The organism is Ramlibacter sp. (genome assembly GCF_035627355.1).
Taxonomy (GTDB): domain Bacteria; phylum Pseudomonadota; class Gammaproteobacteria; order Burkholderiales; family Burkholderiaceae_C; genus Ramlibacter.
Genome location: NZ_DASPLW010000009.1, coordinates 1 through 24,509, shown reverse-complemented (window position 1 = coordinate 24,509; position 24,509 = coordinate 1). Strand labels below are relative to the sequence as shown.

The window sequence follows — 24,509 nt, the reverse complement described above, 5'->3', positions numbered from 1 at the left end:
CAGGGCCATGGCTGGGCTACGATGGCGACACGCGGCCAGGCGCCGCATGACACGGATGCGCTCGAGGGCGCTCAGATGCGCGAGGAGCGCTTGGCCAGGTTCACCGTGGTCCAGTAGTCGTGCAGGCGCTGCAGCTTCAGGCGCAGCTCATCGTCGTCCGGGGTCTGTCCGACCACGCTGTTGGCACCTGCGCCGTACCACTGGTCCTGCTCGGCGCGCAGGGCCGGCTCCAGCAACGCGATCACCGGCAGGCCACTGATGCGCGGCTCGGCCCGCACCGCGTCGAGCAGGCGCACGCCCTCGGCGACCGGCAGGTCCACCAGCAGGAACTGCGGCACGCGCGCCCCGGCCCGGTCGGCGTGGTCGCCACGCGCCAACAGGTAGTCGATGGCCGCGCCCGCGCCGCCCACGCCGGCGATGCGGGCCGGATCGCAGCATTGCCCAAGCAGGCGCACCGTGCGAGCCCGCTGCTCCGCATCCGCCTGGACCACCAGCACCGATATGTCGACCATGCAGGCATTCTAGGAACGTCCGGCTGCCGGGGGACTCGGCACGCGGATTGCCCGTCGCGGGCATGCCCGTATTCCGGTCCGATTCCCTGCTGCAGGCGGTGCGCGCACAGGCCCGCCCGCTGGGCAACGAGCCGCCGCCTGAGCTGATGGACGCGCTGGCCGGGCGCCGCCTCGTGCTGCTGGGCGAGGCCAGCCACGGCACGCACGAGTTCTATGCGCTGCGGGCGGAGATCACCCGCGCGCTGATCGTGCGCCACGGCTGCAAGGCGGTGGTGATCGAGGGCGACTGGCCCGATGCAGCCCGCATCAACCGCTGGGTGCGCGGGCTGGACGGCGGCAGCGCGGACGATGCGCTGGCCGGCTTCGAGCGCTTCCCGACCTGGATGTGGCGCAACACGGTGGTGCGCGAGTTCATCGTCTGGCTGCGCGAGTACAACCAGGCGCGGCCACCTTGGCAGCGGGTGGGCTTCTACGGCATGGACCTGTACAGCCTGTTCGGCTCGGTACGCGAAGTGCTCGGCTACCTCGACCGCGCCGATCCGGAAGCGGCCCGGCGCGCGCGCCGCCGCTACGCCTGCTTCGACCACTTCCAGCAGAACCTGCAGGCCTACGGCCACGCGGCCGGCTTCGGTACCGGCTTCAGCTGCGAGGAAGCCGTGGTGGCGCAGCTGACCGAGCTGCTGCGCCACGGCCCCGGGTCGCACGACGACGGCGACCCCGACGAGCTGTTCCATGCGCAGCAGAACGCCCGGCTGGTGCGCAATGCCGAGCAGTACTACCGCTGCATGTTCCACGGCCGGGCGTCATCCTGGAACCAGCGCGACCTGCACATGGTCGAGACCCTGCAGGCGCTGAGCGCCCACCTGCAGGAGCGCATCGGCCAGCCCCCACGCATGGCGGTGTGGGCGCACAACTCGCACCTGGGCGACGCCAGCGCGACGGCCATGGGCGAGCAGGGCGAATGGAACGTGGGCGAGCTGGCGCGCAAGCGCTGGCCGGGCGAGACCTTCCTGCTCGGGTTCACCACCTACGACGGCAGCGTTCGTGCGGCTTCCGACTGGGACGAGCCGGCGCAGGTCAAGCGCGTGCGGCCTGGGCTGCCCGGCAGCTGGGAGGCGCTGTTCCACGAGGTGGGCCCGCAGCGCTTCCTGCTGCTGCCCGACGCAGGCTTGCGGGCGCAACTGGACGAGCCGCTGCTCGAACGCGCCATCGGCGTGATCTACCTGCCCGAGACCGAGCGCCGCAGCCACTACTTCAATGCGCGCCTGGGTGCGCAGTTCGACGGCGTGATCCACATCGACACGACCCGCGCGCTGGAGTCGCTGCCGGAGCACCTGCACGAGGTCGCGGAAGTGGAAGTGCCGGAGACGTATCCGGCGGGGGTGTAGGGCCGCCCTGGGACTAGACCCCGCCATGCGGGTGCGTCGGATCCACCCACAGCACCTGCTCCGGCTTTTCCGCCGGCTCGATGTCCAGGTTGATGGCCACCGCTTCGCCGTCGCTGCGGCACAGGACGCATTCCAGCACCTCGGTCGGGCTGGCGTTGATCTCCTGGTGCGGGACGTACGGCGGCACGTAGATGAAGTCGCCCGGGCCGGCCTCGGCGGTGAACTCCAGGTGCTCGCCCCAGCGCATGCGGGCGCGGCCGCGCACGATGTAGATCACGCTTTCCAGGTGGCCATGGTGGTGGGCCCCCGTCTTGGCGTTGGCATGGATGGTGACCGTGCCGGCCCACAGCTTTTGCGCGCCGACGCGGGCGAAGTTGATCGCCGCCCGCCGGTCCATGCCGGGCGTCTGCGCGGTGTTGGCATCGAGCTGGTTGCCGGGGATCACGCGGACGCCGTCGTGCTTCCAGCGCGCGTGCTCGTCGCCGTGCGGATGGGGGTGGTCGTGGTCGTGGGCCATGCCGGCCAGCGTACACCCGGTGGCCGGCGCGTGCACCGGGCGCGACCCTGAACCGTGGACCGCGGCGCGGGCTTTCAGGCGAAGCGCTGGCGCGCCAGTTCCGCGCCCTGCACCAGCGCCTGCAGCTTCTTCATCGCGACCTCGCGGTCCATGGGCGCCATGCCGCAGTTGGTGCAGGGGATCAGCCGCTCGCGCGCCACGAACTGCAGCGCCCGGCCGATGGTGTCGGCCACCTGCTCGGGCGTCTCGACGGCCTCGGTGGCGACGTCGATCACGCCCACCATCACGTCCTTGCCGGCCAGCAGCTGCATCAGCTCGGGCGGCACGTGCGAGTTGATGCACTCCAGGCTGACCTGGTCGATGCGGCTGGCGGCCAGTGCCGGGAACACCTGTTCGTACTGGCGCCACTGCTCGCCCAGCGAGTGCTTCCAGTCGATGTTGGCCTGGATGCCGTAGCCGTAGCAGATGTGGACCGCCGTCGTGCACGTCAGCCCTTCGATGCAGCGCTCCAGCGCCCGCACGCCCCAATCGGCCGCGTCCTGCATGTAGACGTTGAAGGCCGGTTCGTCGAACTGGATGACGTCCACGCCGTCGGCCTGCAGCGCCCGCGCCTCCTGGTTGAGCAACTCGGCGAAGGCCATCGCCATCGCCTGGCGGTCGCCGTAATAGCGGTCGGCCACGGTGTCCACGATGGTCATGGGCCCCGGCAGCGTGAACTTGAGCTTGCGCGTCGTGTGCGCCCGCGCCAGCTGCGCCTCGAAGGCGTGCACGCGGCCCTTGAGCCGCAGCGGCGCCACCACCTGCGGCACCATCGCGTCGTAGCGGTTGTTGCGGATGCCCATCTTCACCTTGTGCTCGAAGTCGATGCCTTCGACGCACTCGAGGAAGCCGTGCACGAAGTGCTGGCGCGACTGCTCGCCGTCGCCCACGATGTCCAGGCCGGCGTCCTCCTGCGCCTTGATCCACAGCAGCGTGGCATCGGCCTTGGCCTGCCGCAGCTCGTCGCCCTGGGCCTTCCATTGCGGCCAGAGCTTGTGCGTCTCGGCCAGCCACGAGGGCTTGGGCAGGCTGCCGGCGGTGGCGGTGGGGAACATGGCGCTGTCTCCTGGTGGGCTTGCGGGGATCGCATGATGGCCGATCCCGGCCGGCGCCGCATCGGGATAATCCGCCGCATGCCCGCACCCGCCCCTGCGCAGCGCCCCCGGATCGTGATCGTCGGCTGCGGCTTCGGCGGGCTGGAGACGGCCCGTGCGCTGCGCCACGCACCGGTGGACATCACCCTGGTGGACCGCACCAACCACCACCTGTTCCAGCCCCTGCTGTACCAGGTCGCGACCGCCGGCCTGTCGGCGCCGGCGATCGCCGCGCCGGTGCGGCACCTGTTCCGCAAGCAGGCCAACGTCACCACGCTGCTGGCCGAAGTGGTGGGCATCGACGCCGCCGCGCGCCGGGTCACGCTGGACGACGGCTCCGCCCTGCCCTACGACCACCTGGTCGTGGCCGCCGGCGCCACCCACAGCTATTTCGGCCGCGACGACTGGGCGCCGTTCGCGCCCGGCCTGAAGACGCTGGAGGACGCGTTCGGCATCCGCCGCCGCATCCTGGTGGCCTTCGAGGCGGCGGAGAAGGAAGCCGACGCGGCGCGCCGGGACGACTGGCTCACCTTCGTGGTGATCGGCGGCGGCCCCACCGGCGTGGAGATGGCCGGCACGATGGCCGAGATCGCGCGCCAGACGCTGCCGGGCGAGTTCCGCCGCATCGACCCGGCATCGGCGCGCGTGCTGCTGCTCGAAGGCAGCCCGCGCGTGCTGCAGGCCATGCCGCCGGCGCTGAGCGAGCGCGCCTGCGAGCAGCTGGCGCGGCTGGGCGTGGAGGTGCGCACCGGCGCCCGCGTCACCGCGATCGACGCCGACGGCCTGCAGGTGCAGCCGGCCGAGGGCGAACCCTATCGCATCGGCAGCCGCTGCATCGTGTGGGCAGCCGGCGTCGCGGCCTCGCCGCTGGGCCGCGCCGTCGCGCAGGCCACGGGCGCGGCGCTGGACCGCGCCGGCCGGGTGCAGGTCGAGCCGGACCTCGCCGTGCCCGGGCACCCGGCCATCAGCGTGATCGGCGACCTCGCCGCCGCCCGCAGCCACGTGCCGGGACGCGAACCCGAGCCGGTGCCCGGCGTCTCACCCGCCGCCAAGCAGATGGGGCGGACCGCGGCGGCCAACATCCTGCGCCGCATCGCCGGCGAACCCACCCGCGCCTTCCGCTACCGCGACTACGGCAACTTGGCCACCATAGGCCGCAACGCCGCCGTGGTCGACCTGACCACGCCCTTCGGCCGCCTGCAGTTCAGCGGCTATCCGGCCTGGCTGTTCTGGCTGTTCGCCCACATCTATTTCCTCATCGGGTTCCGCAATCGGCTGGTGGTGCTGATCGACTGGGCCTGGGCCTACTGGAGCCGGGACCGGCACGCGCGGGTGGTGGCGGAGGTGGATCCATCTTCGGCGCCAGCCGCGCGTGCGCCGCATTAGGGCACGGGCGACGCGCGCCAGTCTCGAGATCCGAGGCCTGGATCCCCGCCTTCGCGGGGATGACAAGCTTGGAACGGTACGCCTCAGTCGCGCTCGCGCAGCAGCAGCGCCCCCAGCGCCAGCCCTGCTGCAATCGCGCCGAAAGCCGCGACCGTGGACGGTGTCGACAGCCGCTGCTCGAAGCCCGGCTGCAGCCGGCGCGGCACCAGCCCGTAGTCGATGGCGGAGGCGATCGCCGTGGTCGCCACGCCGCCGGCGACCGCCTGCGGCAGCGACTTGGCCTGCGGCCGGTGGCCCCACAGACGCGCATACAGCACCGCCCAGAAGATCGCCGACAGGTGGTGCGTGAGGTATCCCACCAGCGTGTGGCGGACGGTCGCGTGATCCTCATGCAGCGCGTCCTCGCCCCACAGCCAGTGACTGACCGCATTCACCGGCGCCGCCGCGCTGCCCGCTTCCCGGCGGCCGGCCAGGGCCATCACCGCCACCGACAACGCGCACGCCACGGTGCCCGTGACCACGCCTTCGCGCAAGGCCTGCTTCCACTGATCCATACAACCTCCTTAATCGGATTCGCCCAGCGCCTGCTCGTCGGTCTTGGCCAGCGGGGCCTCGGCCGCGGCGCCGGCGTGCCCGGCCCGCGCGCTGAGCAGCATCTCGCCGATCCAGTCCACCAGCAGCGAGGTGTAGGTCTGGCGCCAGGTCGCATCCGACAGCGCGTGGTCGGCGCCCGCGATCAGGCGGTAGGTCAGCGACGCCGGCTCGGTGAACGCCGTCACGTAGCTCTGCACCGTTGCGCGCGGGACGACCGGATCGTGCTCCGACTCGACCACCAGCACGTCGCCGCGGAAGCGCGAGCAGGCCGCCAGCGCCCGGTTCCTGCTCGCGGCCACGGGCTTGCGCCGGTAGGCCGCCAGTTCCTCGCGATTGAGCTGGCTTTTGGGCGTTTCCCAGTCCTCGTCCTTGTACAGGGCGGGCACGCGCAGGGCCAGCCAGCGCACCGGGCGCAGCGTGGTCGCCAGGGCCGCGAGGTAGCCGCCATAGCTGCTGCCGACCAGGCAGACCGCGTTCGGGTCCACGGCCGGGTGCCCGACCAGCGCGTCGTAGGCGGCCAGCACGTCCTGCAGGTTGTCCTCGCGCGTCACGGTGTCGCGCTGCGCCTGGTGCCGCACGTGGCCGCGCAGGTCGAACGTCAGGCAGATGCAGCCCAGGGTGGCGATCTCGTGGGCGCGGGCGATGTACTGGTCCTGGCTGCCATCCCAGCCATGCACCATCAGCACCCCCGGCACCAGCGTATCGGGGCCGACCAGCGTGCCGTCCACGTGGTCGCCGCCGACGGCAATCGCGATCGCGTTAGCCCGCGTGGACATCCGACTCCACCACGGTGTACTTGGTGAGGAAACCCAGTTCCCGCTCCTCCCCGCGGAAGTGGACGATGGCGCCGGGCGGCGGTTCGGGCGAAGGGCCGAACACCTCCACGCACACGGCCCGCACGCGTGCCAGTTCCGGGTGCGCCTGCAGCCGGCCCAGCGCCGCCAGCTCGGCCCCGGTGGCGCCGCCCACCCGCCAGGACTGCTCCAGCACGCCGCAGCGCCAGTCGCCCCGGCCGTTGCGCCCGACCGCCACGTCGTAGTTGCGGCGCGAGGCGAAGAAGCCCGGGTAGCAGGCCTGGACCCCGGCGTCGAACCGGCGCGCTTGCTCGATGCAGCGCGCGATGATGTCCGGCGCATCGGCGGCAGCCAGCGCATCGAAACCGCCGCGCTGCACGGTCAGTTCGGATCCGCCATAGACCTCCTGGCCGCGCGGGTCGCGGGTCAGCTGCTGGGTGCCGAAATAGCTGGCACGCTGGTCCCGCACCTGCACCGTGCCTATGCTGTAGGTGCGCACCTCCGTGAGCTGTTCCTCCATCACCACGCCGTGCTCGCCCAGCTCGGCCGGATCCATCGCGGCGAGGGCCTCGCGCACAGCCTGCTCGTCCTTCGCGACCACCTGCCCGCGCCCGCCGGTGCCCAGCGAGGGCTTGATGCGCACCGGCCCGTTCCCTAGCAGTCGCCGCGCGGCCGCCTGGGCATCGTCGCGGCTGAATGCCGAGTAGCCGGCCAGCACGGCGTCGCCGCACGCCCCGTCCAGCCCGGCATTCCAGCCCGGCGGGCGATCCGCCTGGGGCGACACCAGCGGATGGCTGATCGCCTTGCTGGCGACGAAGGCATGCGGCACGACGCCGCCGAACAGGTCGTCCGGTCCGGTGATGCCCAGCTGCGACGCCTGGGCCAGCGACAGGGTCTCGTTCGGAACGAAGTACAGCGGCGGCTGGTACGGCCGGGCAATGTCGTGCCAGCCTCCGGCTTGCCAGCCGAGCAGGGTCGCGATCGCCTGGGTGTGGCGTTCCAGCGCGGCGCGTTCGTGCTCGCTCGAACGCTGGCTGCCGGGCGCCATCAGCGCCACGACCGTGCCGGTCGCGACGGCCGTCCCGCCGTGCAGCGCCGGCGCGGGCTGGACCATGTTCATGCGCTGGGTCTCCCTCGACGGCGCACGGAGCACGCCGGTCGACCCACTCTAGCGGCGGCTCCGCCGCGCCCTGTCGGACGAAGGCGCAAAAGCAGGGCGCGCCGTCGCCGCGGCGGATGCACGGATCGCGATGCGTAACAGCGGTGACCGCCTACGCCCGGCGTGCACGCCGATTGCCAGAGTGAAATCCCATTGTTCCGTCACGCCGGCCATGAAGATTGCCCAGGTCGCACCCCTTTTCGAGAGCGTTCCGCCGCAGGGTTACGGCGGCACCGAACGCGTCGTTTCCTATCTCACCGAAGCCCTGGTCGATGCCGGCCATGACGTGACCCTGTTCGCCAGCGGCGACTCGGTCACCACCGCCGACCTGGTGGCCGTGTGCGAGCGCAGCCTGCGCACCGATCCGCATCGCCCCGACTGGACCGCCTGGCACATGGTGATGCTCGACGAGGTGTTCCGCCGCGCGGCCGAGTTCGATGTCATCCATTTCCACATCGATGCCCTGCACTACCCGCTGGCGCGGCGTTGCACCGGCACCGCCTGCCTGACCACGCTGCACGGCCGGCTGGACCTGCCGGCGCTGGCGCCGCTGCACCGCCACTTCGCCGGCCACCCGCTGGTGTCGATCTCGCACCACCAGCGCAGCGCCCTGCCCGACGCCACCTTCATCGGGACCGTGCACCACGGCCTGCCGCCCGGCCTGTTCGACTTCGAGCCGCAGCCGCAGGACTACTTCGCCTTCGTCGGCCGGGTCTCGCCCGAGAAGCGGCTGGACCGGGCGATCGAGATCGCCATCGCCTGCGGCACGCCGCTGAAGGTGGCGGCCAAGGTGGACGACGCCGACCGCGACTACTTCGAGCGGGTGATCAAGCCACTGTTCGAGCATCCGCTGGTGGAGTTCCTCGGCGAAGTCGGGGACAACCACAAGAACGCGCTGCTCGGCGGCGCCCGTGCGCTGCTGTTCCCGATCGACTGGCCGGAGCCCTTCGGCCTGGTGCTGGTCGAGGCGCTGGCCTGCGGCACGCCGGTGGTCGCCTACGGCCACGGCTCGGTGCCGGAGTTGATCGAGGACGGCATCACCGGCTTCGTCGTGCACGACCAGGCGCAGGCGATCGCCGCGGCCCGGCAGGTGGACCGGATCGATCGCCACCGCTGCCGCCAGGCCTTCGAGCAGCGCTTCACTGCCGCGACCATGGCCCGGCGGTACGTGCAGCTGTACGAGCAGCTGTGCATGCCGACGCCTGCACCGCGTGCGCTGCGGACGGCACCGCCGGCCAGCAGCCAGCGCACGACGGAGGCCCAGGGATGAAGAGCCAGCGCATCCACGTCGGCGGGGAGTGGTACGTGGCGGCCAGCGCGGCGCGGGCCGACGAGACGCCGCACGTCCTCAAGCACGACGAGAGCTTCATGCTGACCGACCGCTATGGCGACATCGACGGCACCGGGCTGGGCGAGCAGGGCCTGTACCACGAGGACATGCGCTACCTCAGCGAGATGCGGCTGGCGATCGAGGGCGTGCGGCCCATGTTCCTGGGTTCGGGCGTGAAGGACGACAACAGCGTGCTGATCACCGAATTCATGAACCCCGACCTGGAACGGCACGCGGTGCCGCAGGGCACGCTGCACATCTTCCGCGCCAAGCTGCTGTGGCAGGGCTGCTGCCACGAGCACATCCGGATCGTCAACCACGGCGACGAGACGGCGCGGCTGCGGCTGTCGCTGGCCTTCGACGCCGACTTCGCCGACCTGTTCGAGGTGCGGGGCACGCCACGCCAGCGCCGCGGGCGTTTGCTGCCGGTGCAGGTGCGCGACGACGAGGTGCTGTACGGCTACGACGGGCTGGACGGCGTGGGCCGCCGCACCCGCCTGCGCTTCCAGCCACGCCCGGACGCGCTGGCCGAGCGCGAGGCCGCGTTCGACCTGCAGGTGGCGCCGCGCGAGGCCTGCCACCTGTACTGCAGCGTGGACTGCGAGCGCGCCGATTCGCCACCCCCGCCGCAGCCGCGCCCGCACTACGACCAGGCCTACCGCGAAAACGAGAGCGCGCGGCGGTTCCAGCGCGCCGAGTGCTGCGTCGCCACCACGTCCAACCCGCAGGTCAACCTGTGGCTGCGGCGCTCGGATTCCGACGTCGCCATGCTCTCCACCGACCTGCCCACCGGACGCTATCCGTACGCCGGCGTGCCCTGGTACAGCACCACCTTCGGCCGCGACGGCATCCTGACCGCCCGCGAGCTGCTGTGGATCGACCCGGCGCCCGCCCGCGGCGTGCTGGCCTTCCTGGCACAGACCCAGGCGCGGCAGGCCGATCCCGGCCGGGACGCCGAGCCGGGCAAGATCCTGCACGAGGCGCGCAAGTGCGAGATGGCGGCCACGCACGAGGTGCCGTTCGAGCGCTACTACGGCAGCGTGGATTCGACGCCGCTGTTCGTCGGCCTCGCGGGCGCCTACTGGCAGCGCACCGGCGAGCTGGAATTCATCCGCGTCATCTGGCCGCACGTGCGCGCCGCGCTCGACTGGATCGACGCCAGCGCCGACGCCGACGGCTTCGTGCGCTACGCCCGGCGCAGCAGCGACGGCCTGGTGCAGCAGGGCTGGAAGGACTCGCACGACTCGGTGTTCCACGCCGACGGCCGCATGGCCGAGCCGCCGATCGCGCTGTGCGAGGTCCAGGGCTATGTCTACGAGGCGCGCCTGCTGGCGGCGGAACTGGCGCAGGCGCTGGGGGAGACCGGGCTGGCGCAGCGGCTGGCCGCCCAGGCCCAGGCGCTGAAGCGGGCCTTCCAGGAGCGCTTCTGGTCCGAGGCGCTGGGGCTGTACGCGATCGCGATCGACGCCAGCGGCCAGCGCTGCGAGGTCGCCACCTCCAACGCCGGCCATGCGCTATGGAGCGGCATCGCGGCGCCCGAACACGCGGCCCGCATGGCCGAGCGCCTGCTGCAGCCGGACTTCTACAGCGGCTGGGGCATCCGCACCGTGGCCCACGGACAGGCGCGCTACAACCCGATGTCCTACCACAACGGCTCTATCTGGCCGCACGACAACGCCCTGATCGCCGCCGGCCTGGCCCGCTACGGCCACACGCTGGCCGCCATGCGCATCTTCAGCGGCCTGTTCGACACCACCGTGCACTTCGCCCAGCACCGCCTGCCCGAGCTGTTCTGCGGCTTTCCGCGTCGCGCCAGCGAGGGACCGACGCTGTACCCGGTGGCCTGCTCGCCGCAGGCCTGGGCGGCCGCGGGTGTCTATGCGCTGCTGCAGGCCTGCCTGGGCCTGGAGGTGGACGCGCAGCAGCGCGCGATCACCATGCAGTCGCCACGCCTCCCGGAATTCATCGAAACCATGGACATCCGCCAGCTGGGCGTGGGCGAGCACTGCGTCGACCTGCGGCTGCACCGCTACGGCCAGCACGTGGGCATCGACGTGCTGCGCAAGCAGGGCGACGTCGCGGTGCGCGTGCGGATGTGAGGCTCAGCGCTTCGCCGCGCCCGGCGGCGGCAGCCCGGCCCCGCAGTGCTGGCAGAACCGCGCCTCCGGCCCGTAGCCACTTGAACCGCATCGGGCGCAGCTGCGCGGCAGCAGCGGCGGGCGCGCATGGCGGCGCACCGTCATCTCCGCGGTGACGATGCCGGTGGGCACGGCCAGCGTGCCCCAGCCCACCAGCATCATGGCCGAGGCGATGAAGCGGCCGAGCTCGGTCTTGGGCGTGATGTCCCCGAAGCCGACGGTGGTCATGGCGGTGATCGCCCAGTAGACGGAGGTCGGGATGTCGATGAAGCCGTTCTCCGGCCCCTCCACCACGTACATCAGCGTGCCCATCACCAGGTCGATCATCAGCACCGCCGCCAGGAACACCAGGATCTTGCGCCGGCTGGCCCACAGGGCCTCGCCCATCACCTGGTACTCGTCCACGTACGCGGTCAGGCGCAGGATCCGGAAGATGCGCAGCAGCCGCAGGATGCGCACGTCGATCAGCGCGTGCAGCTCCGGCACGAACAGCGCCAGGTAGGTCGGCAGCACCGCCAGCAGGTCCACGATGCCGAAGAAGCTCAGCGCGTAGCGCAGCGGCCGGCCCACGCTCGCCAGCCGCGCCAGGTACTCCGCGGTGAACAGCAGGGTGAAGAACCATTCCGACAGCTCGAACGCGCGGCGCCAGTCCTGGTGCCAGCCGTGCACGCTGTCGAGCAGCACGACGCCCACGCTGACCAGGATGGCGATGACGACGATGTGGTCGAACAGCCGCCCGGCCGCGGTGTCCACGTCCCAGATGACCCGGTGCAGCCGCCGGCGCCAGGGCTGGGGCGGCGCCGCATCGGGCGCGGTGCGTTCCATGGTCCTGCCTTCCCGTCAGGGCCGCCGCGCGCGGGGGGCGACCAGCGGCAGCGCGTTGTGGATGGCCGTGGCGGCGATCGCGGCGTGGCCCCAGGCCACGCTGATCTGGTTCAGGCCGGCAGCCACGTCGCCGGCGACGTACAGGCCGGGCACGGTGGTCTGCAGGCGCTGGTCCACGACGAGCTGGCCGTCATGGCCGGCCTGCGCGCCCAGCCGCGTCGCCAGCTCGCAGGCGTGCTTCAGCCCCAGCGCCGGATACAGCACGTCGAAGCCCAGCTGCCTGCCGTCGACCATCTCCACCTCCACGCCCTCGCCCGGCAGGCAGCGGATGTGCAGCGGCTGGCCGTCGGCCACCAGCACGCTGCGCTCGCGCAGTTGCGCCAGCTCCTGCGGCGGCACGTCGTGCTGGGTGCCGAGCGACAGCCAGGTGACCTGGTTGTCGAAGCCGGCCAGGAACAGCGCCTCGCGCAAGCCGTGCTCGCGCCGGCCCAGCACCGCGACGCGCTGCCCCTGCGTCTCGAAGCCGTCGCACACCGGGCAGTAGCGAACGTTGCCGGCGGCCAGGCCGGCCTCGATCCCGGGCACCTCGGGCACCACGTCGCGCGCGCCGGTGGCCAGCAGCACCTTGCGGGCCCGCAGCACGCGATCGCCGCAATGGGCCTCGAAGTCGCCGTCCTCGCCGCCCAGGCGGTCGACGCGTCCGTCCTCCACCGGCACCTGGTAGCGTGCGGCCTGGTCGCGCAGCAGCCGCAGCAGCTCGGCGCCGGCCACGCCGTCCGGATAGCCGGGCACGTTGTGCGAACGCGGAATGGTCGCCAGCCGGCAATCGCCGGCGTCCACCAGCCGCAGCCGGCGCCGGAACCGCGCCAGGTAGACGCCGGCCACCAGCCCCGCCGGGCCGCCGCCGATCACCAGGCAGTCGAGCACCTCGTCGCTCATCGGCTCAACCCGCCCACGGCACCCGCTTGGCGACCATCAGCCAGAAGATCGCGAGGAAGGCGAAGAAGGCGACGAAGCCCAGCGCCACCCAGGCGGCGAAGCAGCGCCAGTAGCGCCCGGACAAGGCCAGGCCCGCCGCCGCGCAGTGGCGCGCCTCGTCGCGCAGCAGGTGCTGGATCCACACCACCGGCAGCCAGCAGGCGATCGCCAGCGCGTACAGGCCGACCGACCAAGCCAGCCAGGGCATGCTCCAGGGCATGCCGGCGCTGCGCACCATCAGCCAACCGGTCAGCGGCTGCAGCACGGCCGTGGTCGCGGTGAACAGCCAATCGGCCACGACCACGTAGCCGCTGACCCGGGCCACCGTGCGCACGTCCCGACCCAGCGTGGCCACCAGCAGGTAGAAGGCCGAGCCGACGCCGGTGCCGAACAGCAGCGTGGACGAGAGGATGTGCAGCCACTTGAGCGCGAGGTAGTCCATGCGTCAGCGCCGCCTCGGCTCGAGGCCCCACAGCAGCGCGATGGCGGCCATGATGGGCAGGTTCTTGCTGATCGGGCCGTAGGGGTGCAGCCAGTATTCGGGCAGGAAAACGGTGACCAGCAGCGTGTAGCCGCCGACCAGCGCGAGCTGCGCCGGCCACAGCCACCAGCGCCAGCGCGGTGGGCAGGCCAGGGTGAGCACGCCCAGCAGCAGGTCCAGCCCGGCAGCGCCGTAGAGCGCGAGCGCGGCCACGCCGCCGTGCAGGCCCACGCGCGCCAGCAGCTCGTAGCTGAGCTCGACCGGGTACAGGCCCAGCGAGACGGCTGCCGTCCACAGCCACAGCAAGGCCAGCGCCAGCCGCAGCAGCGGGTGCGCCCAGCCCAGCACGCCATGCGCACGCAGTGTCGGCCCCTGCGCTGGGTCGAGGAAGGCATCCGGATCCCGCGGCTGACGGCCGAGCAATTCGGTGAAGCCTGCAGCCGGCGCCGCATTGCCACGCAGCAGCATGGCCGCGGTGTCGGCGTCGAGGAAGCTGCCCGGCAGATGTCCGGCGACCCGGGCGCCGGCCATGAACAGCGCGGCCGGCAGCGGCAGCAGCGGCGCAGCGCGGCCCAGGCCCAACTGCCGGCGCAGGCTGGCGACGTAGTCGCGCAGGGCCAGCGGCTGCGGGCCGACGAAGGCCAGCGTGGCGATGCGCTCCGGTGGGCGCCCGAGCACGGCCAGCACGCCGGCCACCACGTCGTCCAGGTGGACCGGCTGCACCGGCATGGTCCCGCCCTGCGGCAGGGCCAGCACCGGCGCGCTGGCCAGGCCCAGGAACAGGCCGCTGCTCGCCCCCTGCGGCGCGAACACCAGCGAAGGCTGCACGATCGCGCCTGGCAGCGGCAAGGCCCGCAGCACGTCGTCGGCCGCGCGCTTGCTCCGGTGGTAGCCGCTGCGCGCCTGCTCGTCCGCGCCCAGCGCGGAGATCTGCACCACGCAGCGCACGCCGGTCGCCGCACACGCGCGGAACAGCTCGGCCGGCGCCCGGTGGTGCAGCGCATCGAACGACTGCCCGTGCGATTCGCGCAGGATGCCGACCGCGTTGACGACGGCATCGACGCCGCGCAGGCGCTCCGCCCACCACGCCGCGGACGGCACGTCGGCGAGGTCCGCCTGCAGCGCCCTCGCGCCCTCGCCCAGGTGCAGGCGCGAAGGGTCGCGCACCGCGCACACCAGTTCGTCGCCTTCGCCCAGCAAGGCGCGTGCGATGGCCCCGCCGATCAGGCCGGTGGCGCCGGTGAGCAGGATGCGCATGGCCGGGGATGATGCGGCAGCCGGGCCGTTGCGGGGTGCGCGGCCAACGCCGTTACGGCTGGCAACCGCGGCCCATCGGCGCGCCGGACCCTGCCTAGACTGGCGCCATGCGGTCCTGGCGCGCCCTGGCAACGGAAGCGATCCTCTCCGGGAGCCTGGCCAGCCTGTTCTCGGGGGCCGCACTGGCGCTGTCGGGCTGGCGCGAAGGGGCGGGCGCGTTCGCGCCGCTGAACGCGCCCAGCCAGTGGCTGTGGGGGCCGGCCGAAGCGCTGGCGGCCGACGGCCCGAGCCCGCGCCACACGCTGGCCGGCTACGCCGTCCACCATGTCGCATCCACCTTCTGGTCCACGCTGCACGCGATCGCGTTCGCGCGCCGGCGCGGGCTGGACCGGCCCCTCCCTGCGCTGGCGGCCGCGACCGCCACCACCGCGGTCGCGGCGCTGGTCGACCTCAAGATGTGCCCCGAGCGCTTCACGCCGGGCTTCCAGCACCGCATCTCGCGACCGGCGCTGTTCGCCACCTACGCCTGCTTTGCGCTGGGGCTGGCGGCCGGTGGCCTGCTGGCGCGGCGGCGCAGGGCTACGTGCCGTCCTTCCTGATCACGCTGATGTCCCCGTCGGCCTCCATGCAGGCCGAGCGCACGGCCGACAGGTCATCGACGCCTTCCTTGCGCAGCACCGCCATCAGCTCCTCCTCGGTGACCATCTCGCGCCGCATGTTGCGGCGCAGGAGCCGGCCGTCCTCGACCAGCACGGTGCTGCGGTCGCGCATCAGACGATGGAGTGCCGGGAAGCGGAACTCCAGCACGTCCTGCAGCCAGGACCAGCCGAGCACCAGCGCGACCATCAGCATGATGTCCCCCACCGAACCCGAGTCCCCCATGGTGGCGTCGGCCCCCATGGCGCCGACCAGGATGAGCACCAGCATGTCGTTGGGCGAGATGTGGCCGGCGTTGCGCTTGGGGATGAAGCGCACCAGCAGCACCAGCGCGAAATAGACGATGGTGGCGCGGATCGCGATCTCCCAGGCCGGCCGGGTGAGGGCAAGGATTTCAACCATCCCGCAGCTTCGCCTGCGGGCGGCGCAGCCCCCATGCGTCGATAGCCTCCGGCGGAGCACGAAGAAGCCTGCGGATTCCGTCCGAATCCGCCGACACGGCGGCGACTGCGCCGGGGCACCGCGTCAGGCGGCCAGGAACCGCTCGGCCAGCCGGACCCAGTAGGCGGCGCCGACCGGCAGGTTGCGGTCGTTGAAGTCGTAGCCCGGGTTGTGCACCGCGCAGCCGCCCTCGCCGTCCCCGTTGCCGATGATCAGGTAGCAGCCGGGCACCCGCTGCAGCATGAACGAGAAGTCCTCGCTCGCGGTGAGCGCCGGGCCGTCGCTGACCACCCGTTCCGGCCCGAGCAGTTCCAGCGCCACCTCGCGGGCGAACCGGGTCTCGGCGGGCGAGTTCACCAGGACCGCGTAGCCGCGCCGGTAATCGATGTCGGCGCGCACGCCGAAGCTCTCGGCCTGGGTGGCGACCAGCGATCGGATTCGCTGCTCGAGCAGCGCGCGCACTTCGGGCTCGAGCGCCCGCACGGTCATCTCCAGCACCGCGCTGTCCGGTATGACGTTGTTGGCCCGGCCGGCGGTGAGCGCGCCCACCGTGACGATCGCCATCTCGAGGGGCGGCACGTTGCGCGACACGATGGTCTGCAGCGCCATCACGATGCCGGCCGCCGCCACGATGGGGTCGGCTGCCCGGTGGGGCTCGGCGCCGTGGCCGCCCTTGCCGTGCAGCGTGACCGTCACGTAGTCGGACGAAGCCATCATCGGTCCGTCGCGGAACACCAGCTGCCCCTGCGGCGTGCCGGGGCCGTTGTGCATGGCGAAAACGGCGTCGCACGGATAGCGCTCGAACAGGCCCTCCTCCATCATCCGCAGCGCGCCGCCGCCGCCCTCCTCGGCCGGCTGGAAGATCAGGTTCAGGGTGCCGCTGAAGTCGCCCTCCTGCGCCAGGTACTGCGCGGCGGCCAGCAGCATGGCCGTGTGGCCGTCGTGGCCGCAGGCGTGCATCACGCCGGGCCGGCCGCTGGCATACGGCAGGCCGGTCTTCTCCTGGATCGGCAGGGCGTCCATGTCGGCGCGCAGGCCCAGCCGGCGGTTGCCCTCGCCCCGCCGCAACTGGCCGACCACGCCGGTGCCGCCCAGGCCGCGCTCCACCCGGTAGCCCCACTGGGCGAGCCGGTCCGCGACCAGCTCGCTGGTCCGGAACTCCTCGAAGGCCAGCTCCGGGTGCTGGTGGATCTGCCGGCGCAGGGCGACGAAGGTGTCGGCGTGGCGCTCGAAGTAGCGCAGGGCGTGGGTGGAGGTCTCTGGGGTCATGCGCAAAGGAAGGCAGTCGGATACGGGCGCGTGCACCGGGCCTTCAGGCCAGGGCCGCGGGCCGGGCAGGTTGCTGGGTTTCGCCTCCGGCTGCGCCGAAGCGGAAGCCGCGCCCCGGCGCCGCCGCCAGCAGCGCCTGCGTGTACGGGTGCTGCGGCGAGAAGAACACGTCGCCGATGGCGCCCTGCTCGACGATGCGGCCGCGCTGCATCACGATCACGCGGTCGCAGATCTGGCTGGCCACGCGCAGGTCGTGGGTGATGAACAGGATGGCGATGCCCAGCCGCTGCTGGATGTCGCCCAGCAGGTCCAGGATCTGCGCCTGCACCGACACGTCCAGCGCCGAGACCGCCTCGTCGGCGATCAGCACCTGCGGCTCGCAGGCCAGGGCGCGGGCGATCGAGATGCGCTGGCGCTGGCCGCCGGAGAACTCGCTCGGGTAGCGGCGCAGCGCCTGCGGCGCCAGGCGCACCAGCGTCATCAGCTCCTCGGCGCGGGCCCAGGCCTGCTCGCGCGACACCCCAAAGTTCATCGGCCCTTCGATGATGGAGGAGCCCACGGTCTGGCGCGGGTTGAGCGAGCGGTACGGGTCCTGGAACACCACCTGCACCTGCCGGCGGAACGGCGACAGCGCCTTGCCGCTGGCCTTGGCCACCGAGCGGCCGTCCGCCAGGATGTCGCCAGCCGTCGGGTCGATCAGCCGGGCGATGCAGCGCGCCACCGTCGACTTGCCGGAGCCGGACTCGCCGACGATGCCCACGGTCTCGCGCGGGCGCAGCGCCAGCGAGACGTCCTGCGCGGCGTGCACCGTGCGGCGCCGTGGCCAATGGCCGCTGACGTAGGTCTTGCTGACGGCCCGGGCATCCAGCAGCGGCTCGGCATCGGGCACCGGCGGGCGCTCGCGCGGACCCAGCCCGGGCACGGCTGCCAGCAGCATGCGCGTGTAGTCCTGGCGCGGCTGCTGCAGCACCTGCAGGCGCTCGCCCTGCTCGACCAGGTCGCCCAGCTGCAGCACCACCACCTCGTCGGCGATGTCGGCGACCACGCCGAAGTCGTGCGTGATGAACAGGACCGCGGTGCCGTTGCGTTGCTGCAGCTCCTTGATCAGCGCGAGGATCTCGGCCTGCGTGGTCACGTCCAGCGCGGTGGTCGGCTCGTCGCAGATCAGCAAGGCCGGTTCAAGGATCAGCGCGATCGCGATCACGATGCGCTGGCGCTGGCCGCCCGAGAGCTGGTGCGGGTACGCCGCGTAGATGCGTTCGGGCTCGGGAAGGTGCACGCGCTCGAACACCTCCAGCACCCGGCGGCGGCGCTCGGCCGCCGACAGCGTGGTGTGCTGGCGCAGCACCTCGTCGACCTGCTCGCCGCAGCGCAGCACCGGGTTCAGCGCCGTCATCGGCTCCTGGAACACCATGCCCATGGCGGCGCCGCGCAGCTGGCGCAGGCGCGCCGGCGACGCCTGCAGCAGGTCCTCGCCCTGCAGCAGCACGCTGCCGGCGGTCGAGCGCAGGCCGGCGGGCAGCAGGCCCATGATGGTGTGCGCGATCACCGACTTGCCGGAGCCGGACTCGCCCAGCAGGCAGACGGTGCGGCCGGCATGGACATCGAAGCCCACGCCCTGCACGGCGTTGGGGCGGTCGCCGCCGGCGGGCAGCGCAATGGTCAGGTCGCGAACGGAGAGAACCGGCGCAGCGGACTTGTCGGGGGCTGCCATCGCTTCAGGTCCCGCGCTTGCTGAACTTGGGATCCAGCGTGTCACGCAGTCCGTCGCCCAGGATGTTGACGGCCAGCACCGTGGCGGCCAGGAACGCGCCCGGGAACAGCACGTTGTGCGGGTACTGGGTGAACTGGATGCGACCCTCGGCCATGATGCTGCCCCACGTCGGGATGTCCACCGGCATGCCCACGCCCAGGAAGGACAGGATGGCCTCCACCAGGATCGCCGAGGCGCAGATGTAGGTGCCCTGCACGATCAGCGGCGCGATCGCGTTGGGCAGGATGTGGCGCAGCAGCACCTTCAGCGGCGGCGTGTCCAGCGCGATCGCGGCCTCCACGTAGGGCTCCTCGCGGATGGTCAGCACCACCGAGCGCAGCAGGCGCGCCACGCGCGGGATCTCGGGGATCGCGATCGCCACCACCAGCGTGACCACGCTCGCGCCCCAGGCGGCCACCAGCGTGATGGCGAACAGGATGCCGGGGATGGCCATCAGGCCGTCCATGGTCCGCATCAGCACGCCGTCGAGGCGGCGGAAGTAGCCGGCGGCCAGGCCGACCAGGATGCCGCCGGCCACTGCCAGCACGGCGACCGCGATGCCGACGGTGAGCGACACGCGGGTGCCGTACAGGACCCGGCTCCAGATGTCGCGGCCCAGGCTGTCGCTGCCCATCAGGAACAGGTGCTGGAAGGTGTCGCCGGCCAGGCTCATGAACTCGGCCCGGGTGCCGGGCAGCAGGTTGCTGCTGGCCGGGTCGATGGCGGTGGGGTCGATGGTGCCGAGCCAAGGCGCGAACAGCGCCACCAGCACCAGCACGGCCAGCGCACCACCGCCCAGTTGCACGGGGCCGCTGCGCAGGGCGCGGCGGTGCAGCGGAACCGGCTTGCGGCCGGATGCCGGCTCGGCGTCGATGGCGAGGCCGGCGGAAGGGGCGGACTGGAGCTTGCGAAGCATGGTTTTGCCGGCGTCAGTAGCGGATGCGCGGGTCCAGCAGCAGGTAGCTCAGGTCCACCAGCAGGTTGATCAGCACGTAGATGAAGGAGAAGAACAGCGTGATGGCCTGGATCAGCGGGTAGTCGCGTGACAGCACCGCATCGACGGTGAGCTGCCCCAGGCCGGGAATGGCGAACACGGTTTCGGTGACGACCACCCCGCCGATCAGCAGGGCGATGCCGATGCCGATCACCGTCACGATCGGCACCGCGGCATTCACCAGCGCGTGGCGCACCAGCACGCGCGCCTCGCTGATGCCCTTGGATCGCGCCGTGCGCACGTAGTCCTCGGTCAGCGCTTCGGCCACCGCCGCGCGCGTGACGCGCGCGATCAGCGCGACGTAGATGATCGACAGGGTGATGGCCGGCAGCACCAGGTGGCGCAGCCACGGGCCAAGCCCCTCTTCCAGCCGGGCGTAGCCCTGCACCGGCAGCCAGCCGAGCTTGAGCGACACCGCCCAGATCAGCACGTAGCCGATGACGAAGGCGGGGATCGAGAAGCCCAGCACCGAAAAACCCATCAGCGCCCGGTCCAGCCAACCGCCATGCCGCCAGGCAGCGACCACGCCCAGCGGCACGGCGATGAGCACCGTCACCACCAGCGTCAGGGCCGCCAGCGACAGGGTCGGCTCGATGCGCTGGGCGATCAGGCCGGCGACGCTCTGCTTGAGGAAGTACGACTCGCCCAGGTCGCCCGACAGCAGCCGCGCCGACCACTGGAAGAACTGCACCGGGATGGACTGCTCCAGCCCGAGCTGGGTGCGCACGTTCTTCATGGCCTCGCTCGAGGCGTTGTCCCCGAGGATCGCGGCGGCCGGATCGCCGGGCGCCAGGCGCAGCATCAGGAAGACGATCAGGGCCACGATGGCGAGCACCGGCAGGGTCGCCAGGATGCGGCGGATCAGGAACAAGGGCATGGGTACTGCAGCGGGGAACGGGTAGAACCGGGCCATCCGCCGCGCCGGCGGAGGACGGCCTGGGCGCCGTTCAGTTCTTCTTGATGTTCCAGAACACGTTCACCGGGGCCAGCAGCACGCCGCTGACCACGCCGCGGCGGATCACGGTCAGGTTGTTGGTCTCGCCCAGCGGCGCGAACAGGCCGGTCTCCAGCGCGCGCTCCTGGATTTCGGCGGCCAGCCGCTTGCGCTCGGCCGCGTCGGTGCTGGCGGTGAACGCGCCCTTGAGCGCCTCGAGCCGGTCGTCCTTGTTCCAGCCGAACCAGCCCTTCTCGCCGTTGCCGGTGAGCGGCGCGAAGAACATCGGGTTGAGCGTGTCGCTGCCGCCCCAGCCCGTCATGAACGCGTTCCAGCCCCCCTTGTCGACCGGGTCCTTCTTGGCGCGCCGCATCAGCAGGGTCGGCCAGTCCATGGATTGCAGCTCGACCTTGAAGCCGGCCTGCTGCAGCAGCTGCGCCATCACCGGCGGCAGCTTGTTGAGCAGGGTGAAGTCGGCCGGGTGCATCAGCACGATCGGCGTGCCGTCGTAGCCGGCCTCCTTGAGCAGCTGCCGGGCTTCCTCGAACTTCGGCTTGCCGGTGTACCACTTCGGCTGGGTCGCCAGCGGCGAATTACACGGGTAGATCGTGGCGCAGGTGCGGTACAGGTCGCGGAACACCATCTGCCCGCGCAGCAGCGCCTCCTGGTTGACGGCCAGCACCGCCGCCTTGGCGATCTTCGGGTTGTCGAAGGGTGGGATGTGGTGGTTCAGGTGCAGGTAGTAGGAGCCGGCGAAGGTCGGCTGGACGGTCTCCAGCTTCGGGTTGGTGCGCAGCGTCGAGTAGTGCTCGGGCGGCATCCAGGACAGCAGGTCCACTTCGCCGCTGGTGATGGCGTTCGACTGGGTCTGGGCGTCCTTCAGGATGATCCACTCGACGCGGTCCACGTAGACGTGCTTGCCGCCGGCGGTGCCGGAGGGCGAGTCGCTGCGCGGCACGTAGCCCTTGTGCTTCAGGTACACCACCTTCTCGCCGGGACGGAATTCGTCCTTCTTGAAGACGTAGGGGCCGGAGCCGGTGTAGTCGTCGATCTGCTTGTCGGCCGGGGTGTCCGCCACCCGCTTGGGCATGATGAAGGCGGGGCTGCCGGACGGCTTGGACAGGGCCTCCAGCACCAGCCCGAACGGCTGCTTGAAGGTCATGCGGAAGGCGTCGTCGCCGACCGCCTCCATCTTGTCCATGGCCGCCAGCATGCGCTGGCCCAGGCTGTCGCGCTGGCCCCAGCGGTTGAGCGACGCCACCACGTCGGCCGCGGTCACGGGCTTGCCGTCGTGGAACACCAGGCCCTTGCGCAGCGTGAAGTTCCAGACCTTGGCGTCGGCCGAGGCGGTGTACTTGTCCACCATCTGCGGCTGCGGCTGGCCGCCCACGTTCACGCCGAACAGCGTGTCGTAGACCATGTAGCCGTGGTCGCGGGTGACGAAGGCCGTGGTCCAGATCGGGTCCAGGATCTTCAGGTCGGTCTGCGGCACCATGCGCAGGACCTTGGATGTGTCCTGGGCCGATGCAGTCACGGCTGCCAGCGCCAGCAGCGCGGCGCAGCTTGCGCGGGCGAATGGGGAACGGAACATCGGGACCGCCTTTCTTGGCTAGTGGGTGAAGAAACGGGGTGCAGCCGGCTCGCCGTTCAGGCGGACGCCTGCGCCTCCATCTGCTGGAGCAGCTGCTCGATCGAGCCGCTCATTTCGGTGCCCGTGGCAACCAGCTTGTCCAGGCAGCGGCGGAGCACGGCCAGTTCGTCGCGGGTGATCCGGCTGAGGAGCTTCTTCTCCATGAACCGGCCGATGGGCTCGGCGCACAACACCACGGCCTCGCCCTCGTCCGTCAGTTCCAGGCTGATGTGGCGTGCATCGCGCTCGCCCACCTTGCGGGTCACCCAGCCGCGCCCGACCAGCGTGGAGATCGCCTTGGACGCCAGCGTCTTCTCCAGCGAGGAGAGCTCGATCAGGCGCGTCAGCGTCAGCCCCGGCTCGCTGCCGATGAACCGCAGCAGGCGCAGGTCACGCAGCGAGGCGCCGCATTCCTGCTCGTACATGCGCGACGCCGCGTCCTTGGCGACCTGGTTCACCAGGTCCAGGGTCAGCGTCAGGTAGTCCAGCTTGACGTCGAGGGGCTCGCGCATGGGTGACAGTTGCTCAAATCAATAGTTGCTCGTTGCAACTGTTCGCCAGTCTGGCCGGGCGCCGCGTCGCGGTCACTCCGGACAAACCCCAGCCCGGCCGTGGGCGCCGGCCCGGCTTCCTGTCGGGTGGCAGGGCCACGGGCCTGCGCCCCGGCGCGTCGTCAGCCACACCGCACCCCCACCTACGGCCATAGGCTCCCTCCGACAAACGGCCGCGCTGCCCACGCGCTAGGCTGCCCCTTCACCAGCACGAAAGGGGCAGCCATGGGCAAGGAAGAACGGCCGGGCAAGGACCACGGCCACGAGCCGCAACAGGGCGGGCCGGCATCGCGGCCGACGCTGACGACCCGGCAGGGCCATCCGGTGCACGACAACCAGGCGCTGCGCTCGGTCGGCGAGCGCGGGCCGGCCACGCTGGAGAACTACCAGTTCATCGAGAAGATCACCCACTTCGATCGCGAGCGCATCCCCGAGCGGGTGGTGCATGCGCGCGGCACCGGCGCGCACGGCTGGTTCGAGGCCTACGGCACCATCGGCGACGAACCGGCGTCGAAGTACACGCGAGCCCGCGTGCTCAACGAGACAGGCGTGCGCACGCCGATCTTCCTGCGCTTTTCCACCGTGATCGGCAGCAAGGATTCACCCGAAACCGCGCGCGACCCGCGCGGCTTCGCCATCAAGTTCAAGACGGTGGACGGCAACTGGGACCTGGTGGGCAACAACATCAAGATCTTCTTCATCCGCGACGCGATCAAGTTCCCCGACATGATCCACGCCTTCAAGCCCGACCCGGTGAGCAACCGGCAGGAGCCCTGGCGCTTCTGGGACTTCGTCTCCAACAGCCCCGAGGCGCTGCACATGATCACCTGGATCAAGAGCCCGTGGGGCATCCCGGCGACCTACCGCGAGATGGAGGGCTCGGGCGTCAACACCTACAAGCTGGTCAACGACCAGGGCGTGGCGCACCTGTGCAAGTTCCACTTCGTGCCCCGCCAGGGCGTGCGCAACCTCACCAGCCAGCAGGCCGCCGAGATCCAGGCCCGCGACGTCGGCCACGCCACCCGCGACCTGTACGACGCGATCGAGCGCGGCGACTTCCCCGAGTGGGAGTTCTGCGTGCAGCTGATGGAGGACGGCGAACACCCCGAGCTGGACTTCGACCCGCTGGACGACACCAAGCTGTGGCCGGTGGACCGCTTCCCCTTCCTGCCGGTGGGCCGCATCGTTCTGGACCGCAACCCGGGCAACGTGCACGCCGAGACCGAGCAGGCCGCGTTCGGCACCGGAGTGCTGGTGGACGGCATCGACTTCTCGGACGACAAGATGTTGCAGGGGCGCACGCTGTCGTACTCGGACACGCAGCGCTACCGCGTCGGCGCCAACTACCTGCAGCTGCCGATCAACGCGCCGCAGGCAGCGGCGCGCGCCCACACCAACCAGCAAGGCGGCGCGATGGCCCACTCCGTGGACCCGACCGGCGCCAACCCGCACGTCAACTACGAGCCGAGTTCCATGGGCGGGCTGCAGGAAGCGCCGCGCCCGGCCAAGGAATACCACCAGTGGGTGGAAGGCCACCTCGGCCGCTACCAGACCCGCCGCACGGCCGACGACTACCGGCAGGCCGGCGAGCGCTACCGCACCTTCGAGGACTGGGAGCGCGACGACCTGGTCAACAACATCGGCAACGACCTCAAGGAGTGCCCCGAGGTGATCGCGCTGCGCATGGTCTGGCACCTGTGGCACTGCGACGAGGACTACGGCCGCCGCGTGGCCGAGGTCGCGGGCATCGACCTGGAGAAGGCCAAGGCCCTTCCGCCGCTGCCCGGC

At 71.4% G+C, this 24,509-nt stretch carries 23 protein-coding genes; 6 read left to right on the top strand and 17 right to left on the bottom strand.

The window, feature by feature from the left end:
• Positions 1-71 precede the first annotated feature (71 nt).
• Complete coding sequence (locus VEC03_RS03345) at positions 72-512, bottom strand: hypothetical protein (RefSeq protein WP_324912721.1); 441 nt, start codon at positions 510-512, stop codon at positions 72-74.
• Positions 513-574: 62 nt separating this feature from the next.
• On the opposite strand from VEC03_RS03345, the gene VEC03_RS03340 reads away from it, so the two are divergent.
• Positions 575-1,900: an erythromycin esterase family protein gene (locus VEC03_RS03340; protein WP_324912720.1), complete on the top strand. Its 1,326-nt coding sequence runs from the start codon at positions 575-577 to the stop codon at positions 1,898-1,900.
• Between the two features lie 13 nt (positions 1,901-1,913).
• Here the strand turns inward: VEC03_RS03340 and VEC03_RS03335 are convergent, their stop codons facing one another.
• Both VEC03_RS03335 and VEC03_RS03330 read right to left on the bottom strand, forming a co-directional pair.
• Entirely contained in the window at positions 1,914-2,417 is a 504-nt protein-coding gene (locus tag VEC03_RS03335) for a cupin domain-containing protein (RefSeq protein WP_324912719.1), read from the bottom strand.
• A gap of 74 nt (positions 2,418-2,491) precedes the next feature.
• Complete coding sequence (locus VEC03_RS03330; RefSeq protein WP_324912718.1) at positions 2,492-3,511, bottom strand: methionine synthase; 1,020 nt, start codon at positions 3,509-3,511, stop codon at positions 2,492-2,494.
• Between the two features lie 78 nt (positions 3,512-3,589).
• On the opposite strand from VEC03_RS03330, the gene VEC03_RS03325 reads away from it, so the two are divergent.
• On the top strand, positions 3,590-4,936 hold the full coding sequence (locus VEC03_RS03325; protein ID WP_324912717.1) for an NAD(P)/FAD-dependent oxidoreductase: 1,347 nt from the start codon (positions 3,590-3,592) through the stop codon (positions 4,934-4,936).
• Between the two features lie 83 nt (positions 4,937-5,019).
• Here the strand turns inward: VEC03_RS03325 and VEC03_RS03320 are convergent, their stop codons facing one another.
• Genes VEC03_RS03320 through VEC03_RS03310 form a run of 3 tightly spaced genes read right to left on the bottom strand, consistent with a single transcriptional unit; the run spans position 5,020 to position 7,444 of the window.
• Complete coding sequence (locus tag VEC03_RS03320; protein WP_324912716.1) at positions 5,020-5,490, bottom strand: hypothetical protein; 471 nt, start codon at positions 5,488-5,490, stop codon at positions 5,020-5,022.
• A 9-nt stretch (positions 5,491-5,499) separates the two neighbouring features.
• Positions 5,500-6,306 (bottom strand): alpha/beta hydrolase family protein, encoded by an 807-nt coding sequence (locus tag VEC03_RS03315; protein ID WP_324912715.1) that lies wholly within the window; start codon positions 6,304-6,306, stop codon positions 5,500-5,502.
• Positions 6,290-7,444, bottom strand: a complete 1,155-nt coding sequence (locus VEC03_RS03310) for a DUF3182 family protein (RefSeq protein WP_324912714.1) — start codon at positions 7,442-7,444, stop codon at positions 6,290-6,292. The genes VEC03_RS03315 and VEC03_RS03310 overlap by 17 nt, the downstream gene beginning before the upstream one ends.
• A gap of 211 nt (positions 7,445-7,655) precedes the next feature.
• Here VEC03_RS03310 and VEC03_RS03305 point away from each other — a divergent pair, with 211 nt between their 5' ends.
• Together VEC03_RS03305 and VEC03_RS03300 are read left to right on the top strand one after the other, a co-directional pair.
• On the top strand, positions 7,656-8,753 hold the full coding sequence (locus VEC03_RS03305; RefSeq protein WP_324912713.1) for a glycosyltransferase family 4 protein: 1,098 nt from the start codon (positions 7,656-7,658) through the stop codon (positions 8,751-8,753).
• Positions 8,750-10,912 (top strand): glycogen debranching N-terminal domain-containing protein, encoded by a 2,163-nt coding sequence (locus tag VEC03_RS03300; protein ID WP_324912712.1) that lies wholly within the window; start codon positions 8,750-8,752, stop codon positions 10,910-10,912. The genes VEC03_RS03305 and VEC03_RS03300 overlap by 4 nt, the downstream gene beginning before the upstream one ends.
• A gap of 3 nt (positions 10,913-10,915) precedes the next feature.
• On the opposite strand, the gene VEC03_RS03295 is transcribed toward VEC03_RS03300, so the two are convergent.
• The 4 genes from VEC03_RS03295 to VEC03_RS03280 are packed head-to-tail and all read right to left on the bottom strand — an operon-like array spanning position 10,916 to position 14,492.
• Positions 10,916-11,776, bottom strand: a complete 861-nt coding sequence (locus VEC03_RS03295) for an ion transporter (protein ID WP_324912711.1) — start codon at positions 11,774-11,776, stop codon at positions 10,916-10,918.
• 15 nt (positions 11,777-11,791) lie between these two features.
• On the bottom strand, positions 11,792-12,715 hold the full coding sequence (locus VEC03_RS03290) for an NAD(P)/FAD-dependent oxidoreductase (RefSeq protein ID WP_324912710.1): 924 nt from the start codon (positions 12,713-12,715) through the stop codon (positions 11,792-11,794).
• Positions 12,716-12,719: 4 nt separating this feature from the next.
• Positions 12,720-13,196 carry a DUF2269 domain-containing protein gene (locus tag VEC03_RS03285; RefSeq protein ID WP_324912709.1) on the bottom strand — a complete coding sequence of 159 codons (477 nt, stop codon included), beginning with the start codon at positions 13,194-13,196 and terminating at the stop codon, positions 12,720-12,722.
• Between the two features lie 3 nt (positions 13,197-13,199).
• On the bottom strand, positions 13,200-14,492 hold the full coding sequence (locus VEC03_RS03280; protein WP_324912708.1) for an SDR family oxidoreductase: 1,293 nt from the start codon (positions 14,490-14,492) through the stop codon (positions 13,200-13,202).
• A 107-nt stretch (positions 14,493-14,599) separates the two neighbouring features.
• Between VEC03_RS03280 and VEC03_RS03275 the strand changes: the two genes are divergently transcribed.
• The gene (locus tag VEC03_RS03275) at positions 14,600-15,091 is read left to right on the top strand and encodes a hypothetical protein (protein ID WP_324912707.1); all 492 of its coding nucleotides are present in this window, start codon (positions 14,600-14,602) and stop codon (positions 15,089-15,091) included.
• Here the strand turns inward: VEC03_RS03275 and VEC03_RS03270 are convergent.
• The 7 genes from VEC03_RS03270 to VEC03_RS03240 form a co-directional block, all read right to left on the bottom strand.
• Entirely contained in the window at positions 15,072-15,551 is a 480-nt protein-coding gene (locus tag VEC03_RS03270; protein ID WP_324912706.1) for a DUF421 domain-containing protein, read from the bottom strand. The two genes, VEC03_RS03275 and VEC03_RS03270, sit on opposite strands and share 20 nt — an antisense overlap.
• A gap of 123 nt (positions 15,552-15,674) precedes the next feature.
• Complete coding sequence (locus tag VEC03_RS03265) at positions 15,675-16,859, bottom strand: M20 aminoacylase family protein (RefSeq protein ID WP_324912705.1); 1,185 nt, start codon at positions 16,857-16,859, stop codon at positions 15,675-15,677.
• A gap of 43 nt (positions 16,860-16,902) precedes the next feature.
• Positions 16,903-18,573, bottom strand: coding sequence for an ABC transporter ATP-binding protein (locus VEC03_RS03260; protein WP_324912704.1), 1,671 nt, complete (start codon positions 18,571-18,573; stop codon positions 16,903-16,905).
• Positions 18,574-18,577: 4 nt separating this feature from the next.
• A complete protein-coding gene (locus VEC03_RS03255; protein WP_324912703.1) occupies positions 18,578-19,528 on the bottom strand; it encodes an ABC transporter permease in 951 nt (316 codons plus the stop codon).
• 13 nt (positions 19,529-19,541) lie between these two features.
• Positions 19,542-20,483 carry an ABC transporter permease gene (locus tag VEC03_RS03250; protein WP_324912702.1) on the bottom strand — a complete coding sequence of 314 codons (942 nt, stop codon included), beginning with the start codon at positions 20,481-20,483 and terminating at the stop codon, positions 19,542-19,544.
• A gap of 70 nt (positions 20,484-20,553) precedes the next feature.
• Positions 20,554-22,131 carry an ABC transporter substrate-binding protein gene (locus tag VEC03_RS03245; RefSeq protein WP_324912701.1) on the bottom strand — a complete coding sequence of 526 codons (1,578 nt, stop codon included), beginning with the start codon at positions 22,129-22,131 and terminating at the stop codon, positions 20,554-20,556.
• 56 nt (positions 22,132-22,187) lie between these two features.
• On the bottom strand, positions 22,188-22,682 hold the full coding sequence (locus VEC03_RS03240; protein ID WP_324912700.1) for a MarR family winged helix-turn-helix transcriptional regulator: 495 nt from the start codon (positions 22,680-22,682) through the stop codon (positions 22,188-22,190).
• Between the two features lie 264 nt (positions 22,683-22,946).
• On the opposite strand from VEC03_RS03240, the gene VEC03_RS03235 reads away from it, so the two are divergent.
• Positions 22,947-24,509 (top strand): catalase (locus VEC03_RS03235; RefSeq protein ID WP_324912699.1); only part of this gene is annotated, 1,563 nt, incomplete at its 3' end.

Bases quoted from the DNA above. Each gene is read 5' to 3' on its own strand.
- VEC03_RS03315 (WP_324912715.1), bottom strand. From the start codon at position 6,306: ATGTCCACGCGGGCTAACGCGATCGCGATTGCCGTCGGCGGCGACCAC.
- VEC03_RS03320 (WP_324912716.1), bottom strand. From the start codon at position 5,490: ATGGATCAGTGGAAGCAGGCCTTGCGCGAAGGCGTGGTCACGGGCACC.
- VEC03_RS03345 (WP_324912721.1), bottom strand. From the start codon at position 512: ATGGTCGACATATCGGTGCTGGTGGTCCAGGCGGATGCGGAGCAGCGG.
- VEC03_RS03340 (WP_324912720.1), top strand. From the start codon at position 575: ATGCCCGTATTCCGGTCCGATTCCCTGCTGCAGGCGGTGCGCGCACAG.
- VEC03_RS03330 (WP_324912718.1), bottom strand. From the start codon at position 3,511: ATGTTCCCCACCGCCACCGCCGGCAGCCTGCCCAAGCCCTCGTGGCTG.
- VEC03_RS03240 (WP_324912700.1), bottom strand. From the start codon at position 22,682: ATGCGCGAGCCCCTCGACGTCAAGCTGGACTACCTGACGCTGACCCTG.
- VEC03_RS03290 (WP_324912710.1), bottom strand. From the start codon at position 12,715: ATGAGCGACGAGGTGCTCGACTGCCTGGTGATCGGCGGCGGCCCGGCG.
- VEC03_RS03325 (WP_324912717.1), top strand. From the start codon at position 3,590: ATGCCCGCACCCGCCCCTGCGCAGCGCCCCCGGATCGTGATCGTCGGC.
- VEC03_RS03245 (WP_324912701.1), bottom strand. From the start codon at position 22,131: ATGTTCCGTTCCCCATTCGCCCGCGCAAGCTGCGCCGCGCTGCTGGCG.
- VEC03_RS03295 (WP_324912711.1), bottom strand. From the start codon at position 11,776: ATGGAACGCACCGCGCCCGATGCGGCGCCGCCCCAGCCCTGGCGCCGG.
- VEC03_RS03255 (WP_324912703.1), bottom strand. From the start codon at position 19,528: ATGCTTCGCAAGCTCCAGTCCGCCCCTTCCGCCGGCCTCGCCATCGAC.
- VEC03_RS03335 (WP_324912719.1), bottom strand. From the start codon at position 2,417: ATGGCCCACGACCACGACCACCCCCATCCGCACGGCGACGAGCACGCG.
- VEC03_RS03305 (WP_324912713.1), top strand. From the start codon at position 7,656: ATGAAGATTGCCCAGGTCGCACCCCTTTTCGAGAGCGTTCCGCCGCAG.
- VEC03_RS03310 (WP_324912714.1), bottom strand. From the start codon at position 7,444: ATGAACATGGTCCAGCCCGCGCCGGCGCTGCACGGCGGGACGGCCGTC.
- VEC03_RS03270 (WP_324912706.1), bottom strand. From the start codon at position 15,551: ATGGTTGAAATCCTTGCCCTCACCCGGCCGGCCTGGGAGATCGCGATC.
- VEC03_RS03285 (WP_324912709.1), bottom strand. From the start codon at position 13,196: ATGGACTACCTCGCGCTCAAGTGGCTGCACATCCTCTCGTCCACGCTG.
- VEC03_RS03250 (WP_324912702.1), bottom strand. From the start codon at position 20,483: ATGCCCTTGTTCCTGATCCGCCGCATCCTGGCGACCCTGCCGGTGCTC.
- VEC03_RS03260 (WP_324912704.1), bottom strand. From the start codon at position 18,573: ATGGCAGCCCCCGACAAGTCCGCTGCGCCGGTTCTCTCCGTTCGCGAC.
- VEC03_RS03265 (WP_324912705.1), bottom strand. From the start codon at position 16,859: ATGACCCCAGAGACCTCCACCCACGCCCTGCGCTACTTCGAGCGCCAC.
- VEC03_RS03280 (WP_324912708.1), bottom strand. From the start codon at position 14,492: ATGCGCATCCTGCTCACCGGCGCCACCGGCCTGATCGGCGGGGCCATC.
- VEC03_RS03275 (WP_324912707.1), top strand. From the start codon at position 14,600: ATGCGGTCCTGGCGCGCCCTGGCAACGGAAGCGATCCTCTCCGGGAGC.
- VEC03_RS03300 (WP_324912712.1), top strand. From the start codon at position 8,750: ATGAAGAGCCAGCGCATCCACGTCGGCGGGGAGTGGTACGTGGCGGCC.